Genomic DNA, 17,409 nt, shown 5'->3' with positions numbered 1-17,409 from the left:
TTCTGTGCGTTCATTCAAGCTGCCTGTTTTGGGCATGTTAATCCTAGCAACATTACATAATGAAAGAGGCGTTGATTATTGATTACGTTTAAGCATGTAGGAAAGAAATATCCGGATGGCTTTGTCGCTCTCAAGGATATCGACTTCCATATAGACGAAGGAGAACTGGTTGCTCTGATCGGGCCAAGCGGCTGCGGAAAGACGACAACCATGAAAATGATCAACCGGCTTATTGAGCCATCAAGCGGCCGGATTTTTATCAATGGAGAGGATATCTCCAAAAAGGATCCTGTGAAGCTGCGCAGGGATATTGGCTATGTAATCCAGCAGATCGGCCTGCTGCCCCATATGACCATTGAAGATAATATTACCCTGGTACCCAGGCTCAAAGGCTGGGAAAAGGAGCAGTACTCCGATAAAGTGGATGAATTACTGGAGCTTGTCGGCCTGGATCCGAAAGAATACCGGACCCGTTTTCCGGGCGAGCTATCGGGCGGGCAGCAGCAGCGTGTCGGTGTTATCCGCGCACTTGCGGCCGAGCCTCCGATTATCCTCATGGATGAGCCCTTCAGTGCGCTGGATCCAATTAGCCGTGAGCAGCTGCAGGACGAGCTGGTCAAACTGCAGGAAACCATCAAGAAGACCATTGTGTTTGTGACCCACGATATGGATGAGGCCATTAAGATCGCCGACCGGATCGCCATTCTGAAAGACGGCGAGATCATCCAGTTTGATACGCCTGAAAGGATTCTTCGTTATCCAAAGAATGAATTTGTCAAAGGCTTCATTGGCGAAGACCGCCTGAATGACGCTGAGAACGGACAGCCTGCCGCCGCTGACCTGATGCTCAGGAAGGTTATTACTGCCCGTCCCGGCAGAGGTCTGGCACAGGCCCTGAAAACGATGAAGACATATAAGGTTGACTCACTTTTTGTAGTGAATGGCCAGAATGAGCTCCTCGGCATCGCAACTATTGATGATGTCGAAAAATATTACGCCGAGGAAGAAAAAACACTTGGCGATATTATGAGCGCGGACTATCAGTCAGTGGATGTTGATGCACCTTATAATGAGGTTGCTGAGCTATTTGCGAAAGGGTCCCTTTACATTCCCGTCCTTGAGGCCGGAAAGCTGGCCGGGCTCATCACAAGGTCTACGATGATGAGAGGCCTGGCAGGGATGAAAATTTCATCACCGGCTGAAGGGGGCGCTTTAAATGAATGATAATTTCTTTGTACTTGTTGTTGATATTTTTAAAAATAGGTGGCCTGAAATTCTGGAGGCCCTTCAGCAGCATTTATTTCTGTCGGTCGTTTCCATTGTGATAGCTGCCGCCATATCCCTGCCATTAGGCATCTTTATTTCGCGGAGGAAGAAGCTGGCTGAGCCGGTCATCGGCGTTACATCCATCTTCCAGACGATCCCGAGCCTCGCGCTGTTCGGATTCTTGCTGCCTTTGTTCGGAATCGGTAATGTAACAGCAATCATCGCTTTGACCGTGTATGCTTTGCTGCCTCTTCTGAGAAATACGTATACAGGCATCAACGGTGTAGACCAGTCTGCTGTTGAGGCAGGACGCGGCATGGGGATGACAAGCAACCAAATCCTGAGAATGATTGAGCTTCCCCTTGCATTGCCGATCATCATGGCAGGACTGCGGACAGCGGCCGTTCTGACAATCGGGGTGGCAACCCTGGCCGCTTTCATTGGGGCAGGCGGCCTTGGGGACCTTATATACAGGGGCCTTTCCACAGCCCGCAATGAGCTCGTGCTTGCAGGTGCGATCCCTGCAGCGGTCCTTGCGATTGTCATTGATTTAATATTGAAAAGGATTGAAATTGCCACCGACCCGCGCAGAGGCAAAAGGGTAAACTGGAAGAGGATTTCACTATTCCTCATTCCTATTGCTGCGCTGGCATTGTTCTTTGGACTCAGGGGAGGCAATGAGGAAGATACCATTGTCCTTGGCGGGAAAAGATGGACAGAACAGTATATCCTCCCTCATATCCTGTCTGAATATATTCAAGATCAGACAGATTATAATGTAAGGGTGCAGGAAGGTCTCGGAGATACCCCGATCCTGACCCAGGCCCTCCGAAAAGGCGATATTGATATGTATGTGGATTATACGGGGACGGGTCTCCTGACGATCATGAAGGAATCCTATAACCCGGAGGACAGCCCTGAGGATATTTATAACAAGGTAAAGAAAGGCTACAGCGAAGAATACCAGCTGGAGTGGATGGAGCCTTTAGGATTCCAGAACACATACGCCCTTGCAGTCAATCAGGAAACCGACAGTGAGTATGGTGCTGAAAAAATTTCCGACCTTTCTCCTGTGTCCTCGGAGCTCCGATTCGGGGGTCCTGCTGATTTTTACGAACGCGAGGACGGTTTCACAGCTTTTACAGAGGCATATAATCTGGACTTCAGCGAAAAGCGGACATTGGATGCGAACCTGATGTACTCCGCTGTACAGGAAGGGGAAGTGGATGCCATCCCTGCCTTTACGACAGACGGGCGTATAGTACGCTTCGGCCTGAAGGTGCTTGAAGATGATAAGCAATTCTTCCCGCCATACTATGCGGCCCCGATCATACGCCAGGAAACACTCCAGAAATATCCGGAGCTTGAAGAAGTCATCAACAGGCTCGGCGGCCAGATTTCCGAGGAAGAAATGGCTGAAATGAATGCAAGAGTAGACCTGGACAAAGAAAACCCGCGCGAAGTAGCAATCGACTTCCTGAAAAAGAAAAACTTAATCGACTAAGCAAATAACAGACACCAGGGGTACGGAATAATCTCATTCCGTGCCTCTTTTTTGTTTGATTGTTCAATAGCCTTGGTTACAAAAGCTAAACGAGTTTCAAAAAACCAGTTGATTGCAGTGGAAGGCACGAAGACTCCTGCGGGAGATAGCGGCAAAGCTGAGACCCCGCAGCGCGTAAGCGTGAGGAGGCTCAGCGCCGCCCCGCGGAAAGCGAAGTGCCTGCAACGGAAATCAACACCCCATTTATAAGCAAGAAAAAAGAAATGGTCTATAAAAGAATGCTCATAGGGGGGGGATTTTTATTGAAAGGCTCCCCCTTGACAGAAAAATACAATTAAGATAAATTAGTTAAAGTGTTGAATTATTAAAGGATAGAACTTTATAGCGAAAGAGGTGAATAATGCATGCCGCATGAGAATATAAAAGACTTAGTGGACCGGTACATATCCGTTTCCTTCTCAGTAAACAAGACGGGCGAGAACCTGGTGAAGTGCCAGCTCGGGGATGACCTGACGAATGACCAGCATTATACACTCAGATATATCCACCATTCAGAGAACTGCACGTCAACGGAGTTGGCCGAGGTGTTTGATGTCAAAAAAAGTGCGATCACTGCCATCATTACCAGGCTGTTTGAGAAGGGCCTGATTGAACGGACCCGTGACGATAAAGACCGCAGGGTTGTATACTTAACGCTTTCTGAAAAAGGCAGGGAGCTTTTTTCAGAAACGGAAGAGAGAATCAGCAAACTGGTTGAATCTTTTATCAAAAAGTTTGACCAGCAGGAGATAGAGCAGTTCATCACAACCTATGAGAAACTGAACAGTATTCTGCTTGAAATTAAAGATCAACAGGTGGAGGAATAGGCGTGTATACAATAATCAAGAGAAAATGGTTTGTCATTATCGCGTGGATTGCAGTCATTGCCGGATTGTTTTTCCTGGCCCCAAATATGGCGGATCTTGTCCGTGAAAAAGGACAGGTGGATGTGCCGGAGGAATATTCCTCCAAGCTGGCAGGCCAGATCATGGACGAAGTGCAGAAGCAGGAAGGCGGAGGCGATGAAACCTCGGTGGCCCTTGTTTTTCATGATGATAAAAAGCTGTCGGCAGATCAGATCAAAGAAGCTGAGAAAGCCATCAATGATCTGGAAGCAAATAAAGAGGAGCTGGGGATTACACAAATCCTCTCCCATTTTACAGAAGAAAACCTGAAAGACCAGCTAGTTTCCGATGATGGAAAATCGATTCTAGCATCATTGAGCATCAGCTGGAACGGCCGCGAAGCAGGCGAGCTGAGCGATGCCCTGTATGAAACGATTGAAGATGCGGATGTTGACCATTATTATACAAGCAACTGGATGATCAATGAGGATTTGACCACCAGCTCTGAGGAAGGCCTGAAGAAAACAGAGGGTATTACCGTTGTGTTCATTCTCGTTGTCCTGTTCCTTGTATTCCGCTCTATCGTGGCACCGGTTATTCCGCTGCTGACGGTTGGATTTTCTTATCTGGCTTCACAATCGATTGTATCGATCCTGGTGGATAAAGTGGATTTCCCGATTTCCAACTATACGCAAATCTTCCTGGTGGCCGTCCTTTTCGGTATCGGGACAGATTACTGTATCCTGCTGCTGAGCCGCTTTAAGGAAGAATTGGCTCACAGCGAATCAACGGCAGATGCGATTGTTGCCACATACAAGAATGCCGGCCGAACCGTATTTTTCAGCGGATTGGCGGTTATGATCGGCTTTGCAGCCATCGGATTCTCCCAGTTTAAGCTGTATCAGTCAGCTTCAGCTGTTGCTGTCGGGGTGGCACTGCTGCTGATCGCCCTGTTCACAGTTGTCCCTTTCTTTATGGCTGTGCTCGGCCAAAAGATCTTCTGGCCATCAAAAAGTACGGCTGAACATGGTGAAAGTAAGCTTTGGGGTACAGTCGGGCGCTTTTCTCTTGCCCGCCCATTCATCGCACTATTGATTGTTGCGGCAGTCTGTGTGCCGTTCCTTGTGGTGTATGACGGAGATCTATCGTATAACTCCCTTGAGGAAATCAGCGGGGATGTACCGTCCATCAAGGCATTTGATGCCATCAGCGGCAGCTTTGGCCCTGGTGAATCAATGCCAACGCAAATTGTGCTTCAGGATGATGAGCGGATGGACTCAGCTGAATATATCGCCCTTGCAGAAAAAATCAGCCAGGAGCTGGAAAAAGTGGACCTGGTTGATACTGTCCGGTCTGTAACAAGGCCGACCGGTGAGCCGATCGAAGATTTCTTCGTCTCCAAGCAGGCCGAAAGCCTTGAAGATGGCCTGGGCGAAGGAAAAGACGGACTCGACCAGATCAGCGACGGGCTTCAGGAAGCAGGAAGCGAGCTGTCTAAATCAGAGCCGGAGCTGGAACAGGCTGTTTCCGGCATTGGAACTTTAATTTCGGGAACAGGCGAGATACAGAATGGCCTATCCGAAATCGAAACCAATTTGGCTAAAATTGAAGACGGCCTCCGCCAGGGTACGGCCGGATCGACTGAGCTGAAAAAAGGGCTGGAGGAGACAAAGGCTGGGGCGGAAGAGCTTCTTGCAAATTATAATACATTACTCGGAGGATATCAGAAAGCAGCAGACGGAGTAAGCGGTCTGCAAGCTAAATATAATAATATCGGTTCAGGTTTGAATGGTCTTTCAGAAGCCCTTGCAGGCATTAAAGCAGATGATTTTGCTGTACTGGAAGACAGTTATCAGGGAATAGCTGACAACACTTCTTACAAAAAAATTAAAGGAACTGTGCAGAATGTACAGGCAAATATTAAACCGCTGGCAGAAGGCCTGGCACAGCTGAATGGCGGTCTTGCGGATGTCAGGACCGGACTTGACACAGCCAACAAAGGTTTCGGCCAGGCAATCGGAGGCCAGCAGAATTTGGCCGGCGGACTTCAGAAAATCATCGCCGGCATCGAGCAGCAGCAGGCCGGCCTCGAACAGCTGGCAGACGGCCAGGGGCAGATTGTCAATGGATTCCCGCAGCTGTCAAACGGACTTGCAGGGGTCAATGATGGCCAGAAGCAGCTCCTTGACGGCTTCGGCAGCCTCGGCGGCCAGCTGGGTGAGCTGACGGACGGCCTTGATCAGAGTGTGGATGGGCTGAATCAGGTATCAGACGGACTGGGTTCTGCGCAGGACTATCTGTCTGGACTGTCGCAGTCAGATTCCCTGAATGCTTTCTATCTCCCGGAAGAAGTCCTGGAGAGCGACGATTTTGACCAGGCGGTAGATGCGTATATGTCCAAAGACCGCAAAGTCATGACACTGGATGTTATTTTTGAAGCAAATCCATATTCAAATGAAGCCATCAATCAGGTTCCTAAAATCAAGGATGCCGTGGAGCGGGCGACGAAGGATACAAAGCTTGAAAATGCTAAATTGGCATTAGGCGGAATTACAAGCACGAACGCAGATCTTGATGAGATGTCAGGCAAGGATTATTCACGTACAGTTGTGCTGATGCTTGTCGGCATTTCTATCATTCTTGTATTCCTGTTCCGTTCTATCATTATGCCAGTCTATATTATCGGGTCATTGATCCTGACGTATTACACGTCCATGGCGATGAACGAAGTGATCTTCGTGGATATTCTCGGCTATACAGGCATCAGCTGGGCCGTGCCGTTCTTCGGATTCGTCATTCTTGTTGCGCTTGGGGTGGATTACAGCATCTTCCTCATGGACCGATTTAACGAATATAAAGACCTTTCAGTAGCAGATGCAATGCTGATGGCAATGAAAAAGATGGGAACTGTCATCATCTCGGCCGTTGTCATCCTTGGCGGCACATTCGCGGCGATGATGCCATCCGGCATGCTGTCATTGCTGCAGATTGCCTCTATCATTCTGGTCGGACTCCTGCTGTATGCGTTCATCATCCTGCCGCTGTTTATCCCGGTTATGGTGAAAAACTTTGGCCAGGCAAACTGGTGGCCATTTAGAAGGGGAACAAATGAATAAAAGCTGTTAGCTTCTTGAGCACCGTTCTGCTTGGCAGGACGGTGTTTCTTTATGGCTGCAAAGGATTTGGATTATTTTACAAAAATGCTGGCAAAAAGAACGAGTGTCTTTTATACTGTGTATATAGATATAAACAGTATAACAGTGGGAGGAATCAAAATTGAACGAATGGAAAGAAGCAATGTGGCTCGTTAAGTTTGAAATGGGTAAATCAGCAAGAGGGTTCATTCAATTGATATTTAATACTGTCCTGTTTCTTGTGGTGTCTATTCTGGCCTTTTCACTTGACTTAAGTAAAACAGCCATTGTGGATTTTATGTTTGTGGTTTTATTCGGATTTTCGGCGGCCTGGTCGAGGACAAAGGACTTCCAGACTCAAAGGGTGCAAGCCGATGTATGGGCCTCGCCTTATTTCATGACGCTGAGCCAGCTCCCGATAGGGAAAGGGATTTTGGTGAAAAGCCGTTTTTTGACTTATTTTCTGACCGTTATCCCAGCGCAGCTGATTTTCATGATTCTGCTGTACAGCTTTAGTCCAAGTCTGAACAGTGAGCTGGGAATGGGCGGCTTTACTGCCTTTTCGCTTATGTGGCTTGCTTTCAGCATTTTCTTTGGCCTGTCTTTCCCGGCGATGGAAGCTGGTGATATCATAAAGCGCACCAACTTGGTTATTTACAGCATTATGCTGTATGGCGGAGGACTTGCAGCTGTCATCCTATTCAATACCTACAGCAGCGGCCTTGTCGGCTGGACGATTATGGCCGCGGGGAAATGGCCGCTATTAACTTCGTTGCTGGCAATAGCAGCAGCGGCGGCCTGTACGCTCTTCTATAAAAAATACATGCTAAAGAAAATGGCAGCAATTGACTATCTGTCATAGAAAGGAGGAAACCGCTTGGAGCTTCCTATCAGATTATCCAAGGAATCCCGCGTTCCCATCTACCACCAGATTGAGGGACAGATAAAAGCTTTGATTGCGAGCGGTGTGCTCCCGGCAGGATCGCCGCTCCCGTCCATCCGCTCCCTCTCGAAGGATCTTGAGGTAAGTGTAATCACAACGAGAAGGGCTTATCAGGACCTTGAATATAAAGGCTTCATCCACACGATCCAGGGAAAGGGAACCTTTGTGGCCGAGGTGGCTGAATCGGAAAAGGCGGATGTTAAGCACAATTCAGTCTACCAGGCGCTCGAAAATGGCATCCTGACAGCCATGAGCTATGATTGCACACTTGAGGAAATTGAAGAGATTTTTCATAAAGTCATAGAAAAAATAAAGAACGGGGAGGAATAAGCATGATGCCAATAGAAATCACCGGACTTGAAAAAGAGATAGACGGCTTTAAACTGGGCCCTTTGGATGCAAGATTTGAGCCAGGGACCATCACAGCTCTGATCGGCAATAACTCATCAGGAAAAAGCACCCTATTAAAATTAATGATGAATCTTGCCAAGAGAGACAAGGGATATATCCTGATAAACGGACAATCGATTTCAGAGGGGGAGTCTTGGAAACAGAACATCGCTTATCAGCCCCAGACACTGAACGGCGTCAGCACGCTTACCGGATATGAGCTGTATTCACTTGTTTCGCGATGGTATCCTTCCTGGGATAAGCAGCTGTTCGATGAAATTGTGAGCCGGTTTTCAGTTCCGCTTGATAAGCCTTACGGAAAGCTTTCCCAAGGAGTCCAGCAGAAGCTTAATCTTGCATTGACACTGCCCCGGGATACAGAGATCCTCCTCCTGGATGAACCGTCTGCCTCCATGGATATACCTGCTAAGCATCTTTTGATGGAATCGCTTGCTGAGTGGATGGAGCGGGGAGACAAGACGATGATCATTGCGACCCATCAGGCGGAGGATATCCGCAAACTGGCCGATTATATCCTTTTTATGAAGGATGGAAAAATCACTGGGCATTTTGAAAAAGATGAATTGGCCCTCAAGTTTAAAAAGTATTGGGTGGGGCAGCTGCCGGATGCCACTATACCTGGGGAAGTATCACGCCAGGGGACTCGGATGGTCATAACGTCGGCAGCCCTGGAAGCAGAACATTATTTTAAAAAAGCTGGCATTTCAATTTTGGAGGAAGAGGTGCTGGAGCTTGAGGAAGCGCTGGCCATCATGCTCCAGCAGCCAGAACAGGAAAAGGGGTGGAGAGAGTGAGCGGGAAGGTGCTATCTGTGGAAGGTATCGGCAAGTCGTATAAAGACAAACAAGTGCTGAAGGATATTTCTTTTTCGGTGCATGAGGGTGAGATCATGGCTATCCTTGGACCGAATGGCGCCGGCAAATCCACCTCGATCCGCAGCATTATGGGCATCATTCTGCCTGATGAAGGAGATATCACATTTCACGGGCATTCTTCAGGAAAAAGCATTCCCCGCCACCTGATCGGCTACCTGCCTGAAGAAAGGGGCCTTTATAAGAATGTCAAGGTGATGGATATGCTGCTCTATCTTGCGGAGTTAAAGGACTACCCATTGAAAAAGGCAAAAGAACGGATCTTGGAGTATTTGGCTAAGTTCAATATGGAAGGGAAGGAGAAAGCTAAACTGGAGGAATTGTCCAAAGGGATGGGGCAGAAAATCCAGTTTATCGCCTCTGTCCTTCATGAGCCCCGCCTTCTCATCCTTGATGAGCCTTTTTCCGGGCTTGATCCAGTCAGCCAGGAGGTCTTCAAAAAGGAAATCAGGGAGCTTGCGGATAAAGGCACGGCCATTCTGCTTTCCTCCCATCAGATGAATATGGTAGAGGAAATGTGCGACCGGTTATTTATGATCCATAAAGGGCACAAGGTCCTTGCAGGAACGGTGGAAGAAGTGAAAAAAGAGTATGCGAACTATAAATGCACAATCCGCGGGGCAAATGGAGCGGCAATGCTGGAGAAAATCCCCCATGTGCAGAGGGTGGAGCAAAAAAGCGATGTATCAGTCCTTTTTCTCGACAGCAGTGTTCATCCAGCTACGTGGCTGAAGCAGCTGCCAGAACAGCTGGCTGTCCAGGAGCTGTCCATCGACCGTATTTCCCTGCATGAAATATTCATAGACATTGCATCGGAAAATCATCTTGTACAGAAAGAAGGTCATAGAATTGCGCAATAGCTTAAAGGTAGCCAAATGGGAGATAAAACGGAATATGAAAAATAAATCCTTTGTCATTTCGCTTTTGCTGACGCCTCTAAGCTTCCTGCTTTTTGCCATATTGCCATCCGTGATGGACCGTTTCCAAAGCGAGCCCGAGCCGGTTAATGTAATAATAAAGGACGAACTGGGTATCTGGAATGGCACAGAAGGAATCATGGCAGGGCTTGAGTGGGAAGTCGAGCTGACGAATGCCTCTGAAAGTGAAATTTTAAATAAGCTTGAAGCTGCTGAAAATACGATCTTTATTCCACTGACAAAAAACGGACTTGATGCTGGAAGTTTCCCGATCTATATGAGTGAAGGAGTACCGGATGATGTTCTGCAGCAGGCCATGCTGCTGGAGCAGCCCTTGCGCGCCTTTCAGCTGAGCCAGCTGGCACTTGATGAAGAGGAGCTGGCAGCAGTTTCACAGGATATCAGCTTTGAAGCGATTGAAGCGAAGGATACAGCAGCCGGAAAGGATTTATATGAACGATTGATTCCTGGGATCACAGCAGGTGTCGTCCTGTTTTCAGTCGTGATTTCGGGGATGATGATCTTCCAGAGTGCGTCACAGGAAAAGAAAGATAAAATAGCTGAAATTATGCTGTCTTCTCTGACATCCGGTGAACTGATGCAGGGGAAAATCATCGGTTATTTTACCCTTGGCATCATCCAGGTGGCCGTCTGGCTTCTGTTCGTCATCCCGGCCGCATCATGGAGGCTCGATGTACCGCTGATCCAGTATCTCGCAGTTCCGGAAACATTGGTTCTTATGCTGTTTGCGATCCTTGGCTATCTGCTGTTTGCTGCAGTTTTTGCAGGGATGGGTGCAACCGTGGAGGATGTAAACTCTGCCAGCAATTTTCAGGGCTTTATACTGATGCTTCCTTTTGCACCGCTTTTATTAATCAAGCCGGTCTTTTCCGACCCTGAAGGAGTGATTGCAATCGCGGGCTCTTATATCCCATTCACAGCCCCGGGGGTATGGATCATGAGGCTTTCCGTCATGGAGGAATGGCCATGGGGAGAGATACTTCTATCTGCAGCCATCCTCCTGGCCAGTATTGCGTTACTGATGAAGGCGGCCGGAAAGATCTTCAAGGTCGGGATTTTAATGCACGGCAAAAATGCCACTCCGCAGGAAATGTGGAAGTGGCTGAGTAAGGCGGAATAAATAGAGAAAGCCTGGATGAAGTCATCCAGGCTTTTATTAAGCCCTAATAATATTCAGAATATATTGACATATAATATCTCCAAGAATATATTGGACATATTAGACAGGAGTGTGAAGCAATTGAAAAGCAAAGGCATTTATAAGGATTTCTTCTTTCATCCTGATATCATCATTATGTCAGGCCTCTTTGCAGCCGGGCTCATTTGGTATATAGCAGTACAGGGTGCGGGCTGGCAGCTCCTTGCTTTTACAGCTGGGGGAATGCTTACATTTATGTTCAGTGAATATCTCACACACCGCTTCCTGTTCCATCTTAATCCGCCAAAGAATGCTTTGTTTCTGACATTTTTAAAGCGTATCCACTATGACCACCACAAATATCCCAATGATTTGAAGCTGCTGTTTCTGCCGGTCTGGTACAGTTTGCCGAACTTGTCGGTCCTTGCCCTCATCTTTTTCTTCTTTACTGGTTCGCTGCCTGATACTGTGTCATTCAGCCTAGGCCTCGTGCTCATGCTGCTGATCTATGAATGGAAGCATTATGTAGCCCACCGCCCGCTTAAGCCAAAATCCCAATTTGGAATATGGCTGAAAAAAACGCATATCCTTCATCATTTCAAAAATGAAAACTATTGGTATGGCGTCTCAACCCCTTTTGTCGATGCTCTGTTTGGGACATTAAAGGATGAGAAGGAAGTAGAAACAAGCAAAACGGTGAGGGATCTTGAGGGCAGGAGCAAGGAAAAGAAGCTTTTATCCTGAAGAAGCTGCCCCTGGGCAGCTTTTTCATTTTTTTATAAGTGCTTTGGAAAGCGGATAAATGGTCGAGCTCTGAATAATCAAAGATAAGATGACCGCTGTAAAGGTCAGCGAAATGATCATATCCGCCCTGGTGGTTTGTGCCGCATCGAGTATCAGCAGAAGAACGACCGACATGGTCCCTTTAATGCCTGCCCATGATATGATGGACGATTCCCGCCAGCTGAACAGCTTCCTTTCTTTCGGCAGGGCCAGGACGGTTCCATGGATGACAGCAAAGCGGATCAGGATGCTCATAGCAAAAATGACAAAGGCAATGCCCCAATGATCAATGGTCAGATGGCTGGTTGCTTCAATTCCGATCATAAGAAAGACAAGGGAAATGATGGTCGGCTCGATTATTCCCCAGAAGCTGTCGAGCGACTGAAGGTAATGGTCTTCCTTATTGGTATGGTTGAACTCCCAAGACAGCATGATGCCGGCAGAAACCGTAGCCAGCACACCTGAAACGCCTGCAAGCTCGGCCGCATAGAAGATACCGTACGAAAGAATGATACTGAGCATCACCTGATAATCCTTCCGCTCGGTCACATGGACGGCCTTGCTGACGATCCAGCCGCATATTAATCCAAGAAAAATACCCCCGAGTGATACAAAGAGAAAGTCTTTTGCAAACGAAAGAACCGAAAAAGATTCCCCTCTCGCAAACATCCCTGTCAGTACAGTGAACAGTACAAAGCTTGTCCCGTCATTGATCATGGACTCACCTTCGACAATTTCACTTACCCTCGGGTCGGAGGACGCCTCCTTAAGAATGGAGATGACAGAAACCGGGTCGGTCGGGGTAAGAATGGCCGCAATCATCAGGCTTCCCAGGAAGCTGATGCTGAAGAAAAGATTGGCAAAATAATAAATGGCAGCCCCAAGAAGCAGTGCTGTGATCAAAAGGCCTGCTGTACTAAGGAAGCCAATCATGCCCGCATTCTTTTTCAGGGCGGCTGGAGGAAATCGATATGCCGAAATGAATAATAATGAAGGCAGGAAAATATCATATAAAATTTCCTTTCCAATATGAAGCGATGCAAAATAGCCTATAAAAGAAAGGCCGATCCCTATCAGCACCAATACAGGCGGACCAGGGAACAGCTTTTTCTTTTTATCAATGGTAAAAACAATATAGCCCACCAAAAGCAGCAAAATTACTTTTATCGGCTCCATGCTTTTCCCCCTTTCGCATTTTATAGAAAATTACCCTTTTGCCGGCAGATGGAAACTTATAGGCGGGGGGGTATCTTTATCGGACGGGTACTGGAATAAGGATTGCCAGCACTGATGATGAAAAAGAGCAGGGGGATGCAGCAGAATGAAGAGGCCGGCCGCCCATCCTATCCCTCTCAGCAGTATGGAAGACCCTTCTCTGCCGTATTATCGCAAATTCAGATTTGGAGTGTTGACAAAATACCTACTAGGGTATATTATTGGTTCATGGCCGCCGAACAAAGCGGCGTTCACAAGAAATGGAGGGGGCATCCTTTGGAATATAATAATGGCACGAAGAATCGGATTAAGCGGGTCGAAGGGCAGATGCGCGGCATTATGCGCATGATTGAAGAAGATGCAGATTGCAAGGATGTCATTACCCAGCTGTCTGCTGCAAGGTCGGCAATTGACCGGGCAATCGGCGTAATCGTGAGCACAAATCTTGTGGAATGCATGAAAGAAGCCGATGAAGATGGCACTCTGGAGCCGGAAGAGATGATAAAGGAAGCAGTCAATCTGCTTGTAAGAAGCAGATAGGGTTGACATCCTTTTTATTTTAAAATATTATATACCCCATGAGGTATTAAAAATAAATCAATTATCCAAGGAGGAATTTTTCATGAACAGCAGTAAAGTATTAGATGCAAAAGGCTTGGCTTGTCCAATGCCGATCGTTAAAACAAAGAAGGCAATCGGTGAGCTTGAATCAGGACAGATCTTAGAGGTTCTCGCGACTGACAAAGGAGCAAAGAGCGATCTGACAGCATGGGCTTCATCAACAGGGCATGAACTGGTTGATATGAAGGAAGAAGCAGGCGTATTTACTTTTTACATTAAAAAAGGCTGATTTTTTTTGCGGGGTTATATACCCGGTAGTGTATATTAGATGAGGGGGATTAGAATGTCAGAGAAGAAAAGAACAACGATTGTCCTTTTTAGCGGAGACTATGATAAAGCAATGGCAGCCTATATCATTGCGAACGGAGCTGCAGCTTATGACCACGAAGTTACAATTTTCCATACTTTCTGGGGACTGAATGCTCTTCGGAAAGATGAGAATACTATGGTGAAAAAAGGATTCATGGAGAAGATGTTCGGCAGGATGATGCCAAGGGGAGCCGATAAAATGGGGCTTTCAAAGATGCACTTCGCAGGGCTTGGTCCTAAGATGATCAAAGGTGTCATGAAAAAGCATAATGCACTTCCGCTGCCGCAGCTGATCGAGATGGCCCAGGAACAGGATGTAAAACTGGTTGCCTGTACAATGACGATGGATTTGCTCGGACTCCAGCAGGAAGAGCTGCTTGACAATATTGAATATGCAGGTGTTGCAGCTTATCTCGGTGATGCCGAAGACGGCAATGTAAATCTGTTTATATAGGAGGGCAAAACAATGGAGAAATGGTCAGCTAAAGAAGTAGAAAGCAAGCTGGAAAAAGGAATGCTAAATATTGTGGATGTCCGGGAAGTGGATGAGGTAAAAGAAGGCCGTATTCCTGATAGTGTCAATATCCCGCTTGGACTCCTTGAATTCCGGATGCATGAGCTTGATAAAAATAAAGAATATGTCCTCGTGTGCCGGTCAGGAGGCCGCAGCGGAAGGGCGTGCCAGCTGCTTGAATCCCATGGCTTCAGGGTTGTTAATATGGAGGGCGGAATGCTTGCCTGGGAAGGGCAGATAAAGTAATTTTTTTAAGAACTAATATACCCTGGGAGGTTTAAAGATGACACAGATTAAGACAGATTCCACTCTTGATGCAAAAGGGCTTGCTTGCCCTATGCCGATTGTCAAAACGAAGAAAAAGATTAACGGTATGAATGCAGGTGAAGTGCTGGAGGTGCTGGCTACTGATAAAGGCTCGAAGGCAGATTTGAAGGCGTGGGCTGAAAGTGCCGGCCATCAGTATCTCGGGACTGTTGAAGAGGAAGGCGTGCTAAAGCACTATCTCCGCAAAGCCAGCGGTGAAGAGGTGCAGGAGAAAAAGCATCCTCATGTTATCAGCAATGATGATCTTGAGAAGCTTGTGGCAGAAGACGGCAATATCATTGTGCTGGACGTACGGGAATCTGCAGAATTTGCTTTCCACCACATTCCGGGCGCTGTCTCCATCCCATTAGGAGAGCTGGAGGAGCGCGCTGGAGAATTGGACGGGGAAGCTCCGGTCTATGTAGTCTGCCGGACAGGCAGCAGAAGCGATCTTGCTGCAAGGATGCTTGATGAAAAAGGCTTCAAGAATGTCAAAAACGTGCTCCCTGGCATGAGCCAGTGGAACGGTCCATCAGCCAGTATGAATCAATAAAAAATTTTAAATAAAAATATACGGTAGGGGGTAATTGGGTTGACTGTAAAAGCAATGACTGCTAAAGAAGCTGCGCAAAAAGTAATTCAAAAAGAAGAAATGTTCATTCTTGATGTCCGCAATCATGATGCATTCGAGGATTGGAAAATTGAAGGAGACCATTTTCAATATTTGAATATTCCTTATTTCGATCTTTTGGACGGCGTCGAGGAGATTATGGAGAAGCTGCCGGCAGACAAAGATATCCTGGTTGTCTGTGCCAAGGAAGGTTCATCTGTAATGGTAGCTGAGATGCTTTCCGATGAAGGGCTGGATGTATCTTATCTGCAGGGCGGAATGAAGGCATGGAGCGAGCATCTTGAACCGGTCAAAGTTGGGGATCTGAAGGACGGCGGAGAGCTGTACCAGTTTGTGCGCCTGGGGAAAGGCTGCCTTTCTTATATGGTGATTTCCGGCGGGGAAGCGGCCATTATTGATGCAGCACGGATGACGGAAGTATACAGAGGTTTTGCTGACGATAAAGGCGCAGCGATCAAGCATGTGTTTGACACACATCTTCATGCCGACCATATTTCAGGAGGAAGAATGCTTGCTGAACAGACTGGCGCCAGCTACTGGCTGCCGCCAAAGGATGCCGGCGAAGTCGCTTTCGATTACAGCAGCCTTGAAGGTGGAAGAACAGTCGAAATCGGCACAACTGCTATTGATATCCATGCATTGTACTCTCCTGGCCATACGATTGGATCAACATCTTTCGTGATTGATGGACAATATTTGCTTTCTGGCGATATTTTATTCATCGACAGCATTGGCCGCCCTGATCTGGCTGGTCTCGCGGACGACTGGGTAGGGGATCTGCGTGAGACATTGTATAAGCGTTACCGCGATCTGTCGGAAGAGCTGCTGGTTCTGCCGGCCCATTTCATGATCATTGATGAATTGAATCATGATGGTTCTGTTTCAAAGGAGCTGGGCACATTATTCGCAGAAAACCATGGCCTGAACATCAGCGATGAGTCAGAATTCCGCAGGCTGGTCACCGAAAACCTCCCGCCGCAGCCGAATGCCTATCAGGAAATCCGCAAAACCAATATGGGCAGAATCACTCCTGATGAAGATGAGCAGCGTGAAATGGAAATAGGTCCAAACCGCTGTGCTGTCAGGTAATAACAGGCAAGTGCCTGCCAGTACCCCTGCAGGCTTTTTCCTGAAAAGGGAGGATGAGAACCATGAGCATTGAATTAATCATCGTCGTTTTCCTGCTTGGCTTTGCTGGATCGTTTATTTCCGGGCTGCTTGGCATAGGCGGTGCTATCATCAATTATCCTATGCTGCTGTATATACCGGCTCTTTTGGGTTTGGCTTCATTCACTGCGCATGAAGTAACCGGCATCAGTGCGGTCCAGGTGCTATTTGCGACACTCGGCGGTGTATGGGCTTATCGCAAAGGCGGATTCCTAAATAAGTCCCTGATCCTTTATATGGGCATCAGTATCCTTGCCGGAAGCATGATCGGCGGATTCGGTTCAAAGTTCCTGCCTGAAGCAGGCATCAACCTTGTGTATGGCATCCTCGCATTGATTGCGGCGGTCATGATGTTCATTCCGAAGAAGGGGATTGATGATGTACCGCTCGATGAGGTCGTTTTTAATAAGTGGCTTGCAGCTTCGCTTGCCCTATTCGTGGGCATCGGGGCAGGAATTGTCGGCGCCGGCGGGGCCTTCCTGCTCGTTCCGATTATGCTTGTTATCCTGAAAATACCAACAAGGATGACGATTGCATCTTCCCTTGCCATCACATTTATTTCTTCGATCGGTGCAACGGCGGCTAAGATTTCGACCGGACAGGTGGAATATCTGCCAGCCCTGATCATGGTTGCTGCAAGCCTGCTGGCTTCCCCACTTGGGGCGAAGGCCGGGAAAAAGGCCAATACGAAAGTGCTGCAGGTAATCCTGGCTGTCCTGATCTTTGCTACAGCTATTAAGATATGGATGGATATTATTTAAAAAAGCAGACCG

At 47.6% G+C, this 17,409-nt stretch carries 18 protein-coding genes; 17 read left to right on the top strand and 1 reads right to left on the bottom strand.

The genetic code is table 11. The features are described from left to right. The first annotated feature begins 78 nt into the window (after positions 1–78). From LCM00_RS12720 to LCM00_RS12675, 10 genes are all read left to right on the top strand, one after another. Positions 79–1,224 (top strand): ABC transporter ATP-binding protein, encoded by a 1,146-nt coding sequence (locus LCM00_RS12720; RefSeq protein ID WP_224902423.1) that lies wholly within the window; start codon positions 79–81, stop codon positions 1,222–1,224. Further along, positions 1,217–2,770, top strand: a complete 1,554-nt coding sequence (locus tag LCM00_RS12715) for a glycine betaine ABC transporter substrate-binding protein (protein WP_224902420.1) — start codon at positions 1,217–1,219, stop codon at positions 2,768–2,770. Before LCM00_RS12720 ends, LCM00_RS12715 begins: the two co-directional genes overlap by 8 nt. A gap of 404 nt (positions 2,771–3,174) precedes the next feature. Then, positions 3,175–3,636, top strand: a complete 462-nt coding sequence (locus tag LCM00_RS12710) for a MarR family winged helix-turn-helix transcriptional regulator (RefSeq protein WP_224902417.1) — start codon at positions 3,175–3,177, stop codon at positions 3,634–3,636. Between the two features lie 2 nt (positions 3,637–3,638). Beyond that, positions 3,639–6,770, top strand: coding sequence for an MMPL family transporter (locus tag LCM00_RS12705; protein WP_224902414.1), 3,132 nt, complete (start codon positions 3,639–3,641; stop codon positions 6,768–6,770). A gap of 160 nt (positions 6,771–6,930) precedes the next feature. Continuing rightward, complete coding sequence (locus tag LCM00_RS12700) at positions 6,931–7,650, top strand: hypothetical protein (protein ID WP_224902411.1); 720 nt, start codon at positions 6,931–6,933, stop codon at positions 7,648–7,650. A 15-nt stretch (positions 7,651–7,665) separates the two neighbouring features. Beyond that, positions 7,666–8,061 carry a GntR family transcriptional regulator gene (locus LCM00_RS12695; protein WP_224902408.1) on the top strand — a complete coding sequence of 132 codons (396 nt, stop codon included), beginning with the start codon at positions 7,666–7,668 and terminating at the stop codon, positions 8,059–8,061. Positions 8,062–8,063: 2 nt separating this feature from the next. Beyond that, positions 8,064–8,936: an ATP-binding cassette domain-containing protein gene (locus LCM00_RS12690; protein ID WP_224902405.1), complete on the top strand. Its 873-nt coding sequence runs from the start codon at positions 8,064–8,066 to the stop codon at positions 8,934–8,936. Then, positions 8,933–9,874: an ABC transporter ATP-binding protein gene (locus tag LCM00_RS12685; RefSeq protein WP_224902402.1), complete on the top strand. Its 942-nt coding sequence runs from the start codon at positions 8,933–8,935 to the stop codon at positions 9,872–9,874. Before LCM00_RS12690 ends, LCM00_RS12685 begins: the two co-directional genes overlap by 4 nt. A 34-nt stretch (positions 9,875–9,908) precedes the next feature. After that, a complete protein-coding gene (locus LCM00_RS12680) occupies positions 9,909–11,072 on the top strand; it encodes an ABC transporter permease (protein ID WP_224902399.1) in 1,164 nt (387 codons plus the stop codon). A gap of 120 nt (positions 11,073–11,192) precedes the next feature. Then, the gene (locus LCM00_RS12675; RefSeq protein ID WP_404802159.1) at positions 11,193–11,834 is read left to right on the top strand and encodes a sterol desaturase family protein; all 642 of its coding nucleotides are present in this window, start codon (positions 11,193–11,195) and stop codon (positions 11,832–11,834) included. Positions 11,835–11,858: 24 nt separating this feature from the next. On the opposite strand, the gene LCM00_RS12670 is transcribed toward LCM00_RS12675, so the two are convergent. Continuing rightward, entirely contained in the window at positions 11,859–13,049 is a 1,191-nt protein-coding gene (locus LCM00_RS12670; RefSeq protein ID WP_224902396.1) for a cation:proton antiporter, read from the bottom strand. Positions 13,050–13,364: 315 nt separating this feature from the next. On the opposite strand from LCM00_RS12670, the gene LCM00_RS12665 reads away from it, so the two are divergent. The 7 genes from LCM00_RS12665 to LCM00_RS12635 all read left to right on the top strand — a co-directional run bounded on the left by LCM00_RS12665 (position 13,365) and on the right by LCM00_RS12635 (position 17,397). Then, a complete protein-coding gene (locus LCM00_RS12665) occupies positions 13,365–13,628 on the top strand; it encodes a metal-sensitive transcriptional regulator (protein WP_224902776.1) in 264 nt (87 codons plus the stop codon). 82 nt (positions 13,629–13,710) lie between these two features. Then, positions 13,711–13,938, top strand: a complete 228-nt coding sequence (locus LCM00_RS12660) for a sulfurtransferase TusA family protein (RefSeq protein ID WP_224902393.1) — start codon at positions 13,711–13,713, stop codon at positions 13,936–13,938. 54 nt (positions 13,939–13,992) lie between these two features. Further along, on the top strand, positions 13,993–14,472 hold the full coding sequence (locus LCM00_RS12655) for a DsrE/DsrF/DrsH-like family protein (protein ID WP_009793111.1): 480 nt from the start codon (positions 13,993–13,995) through the stop codon (positions 14,470–14,472). A 12-nt stretch (positions 14,473–14,484) separates the two neighbouring features. After that, positions 14,485–14,778, top strand: coding sequence for a rhodanese-like domain-containing protein (locus LCM00_RS12650; RefSeq protein ID WP_224902390.1), 294 nt, complete (start codon positions 14,485–14,487; stop codon positions 14,776–14,778). A gap of 37 nt (positions 14,779–14,815) precedes the next feature. Continuing rightward, positions 14,816–15,391: a sulfurtransferase TusA family protein gene (locus LCM00_RS12645; RefSeq protein WP_224902386.1), complete on the top strand. Its 576-nt coding sequence runs from the start codon at positions 14,816–14,818 to the stop codon at positions 15,389–15,391. A 54-nt stretch (positions 15,392–15,445) separates the two neighbouring features. After that, positions 15,446–16,558, top strand: coding sequence for an MBL fold metallo-hydrolase (locus LCM00_RS12640; protein WP_404802160.1), 1,113 nt, complete (start codon positions 15,446–15,448; stop codon positions 16,556–16,558). Between the two features lie 62 nt (positions 16,559–16,620). Then, complete coding sequence (locus LCM00_RS12635) at positions 16,621–17,397, top strand: sulfite exporter TauE/SafE family protein (protein ID WP_224902380.1); 777 nt, start codon at positions 16,621–16,623, stop codon at positions 17,395–17,397. The last annotated feature ends 12 nt before the right edge of the window (positions 17,398–17,409 follow it).

Source organism: Bacillus infantis, from assembly GCF_020171945.1.
Lineage (GTDB): Bacteria > Bacillota > Bacilli > Bacillales > Cytobacillaceae > Bacillus_AB > Bacillus_AB infantis_A.
This window is presented reverse-complemented; position numbering and strand designations above follow the sequence as displayed.

What these genes read in the sequence shown, in the direction of transcription:
- LCM00_RS12715 (WP_224902420.1), top strand. Translation starts at nt 1,217, where the DNA reads ATGAATGATAATTTCTTTGTACTTGTTGTTGATATTTTTAAAAATAGG.
- LCM00_RS12710 (WP_224902417.1), top strand. Translation starts at nt 3,175, where the DNA reads ATGCCGCATGAGAATATAAAAGACTTAGTGGACCGGTACATATCCGTT.
- LCM00_RS12690 (WP_224902405.1), top strand. Translation starts at nt 8,064, where the DNA reads ATGATGCCAATAGAAATCACCGGACTTGAAAAAGAGATAGACGGCTTT.
- LCM00_RS12680 (WP_224902399.1), top strand. Translation starts at nt 9,909, where the DNA reads ATGAAAAATAAATCCTTTGTCATTTCGCTTTTGCTGACGCCTCTAAGC.
- LCM00_RS12670 (WP_224902396.1), bottom strand. Translation starts at nt 13,049, where the DNA reads ATGGAGCCGATAAAAGTAATTTTGCTGCTTTTGGTGGGCTATATTGTT.
- LCM00_RS12660 (WP_224902393.1), top strand. Translation starts at nt 13,711, where the DNA reads ATGAACAGCAGTAAAGTATTAGATGCAAAAGGCTTGGCTTGTCCAATG.
- LCM00_RS12655 (WP_009793111.1), top strand. Translation starts at nt 13,993, where the DNA reads ATGTCAGAGAAGAAAAGAACAACGATTGTCCTTTTTAGCGGAGACTAT.
- LCM00_RS12650 (WP_224902390.1), top strand. Translation starts at nt 14,485, where the DNA reads ATGGAGAAATGGTCAGCTAAAGAAGTAGAAAGCAAGCTGGAAAAAGGA.
- LCM00_RS12645 (WP_224902386.1), top strand. Translation starts at nt 14,816, where the DNA reads ATGACACAGATTAAGACAGATTCCACTCTTGATGCAAAAGGGCTTGCT.
- LCM00_RS12640 (WP_404802160.1), top strand. Translation starts at nt 15,446, where the DNA reads ATGACTGCTAAAGAAGCTGCGCAAAAAGTAATTCAAAAAGAAGAAATG.
- LCM00_RS12635 (WP_224902380.1), top strand. Translation starts at nt 16,621, where the DNA reads ATGAGCATTGAATTAATCATCGTCGTTTTCCTGCTTGGCTTTGCTGGA.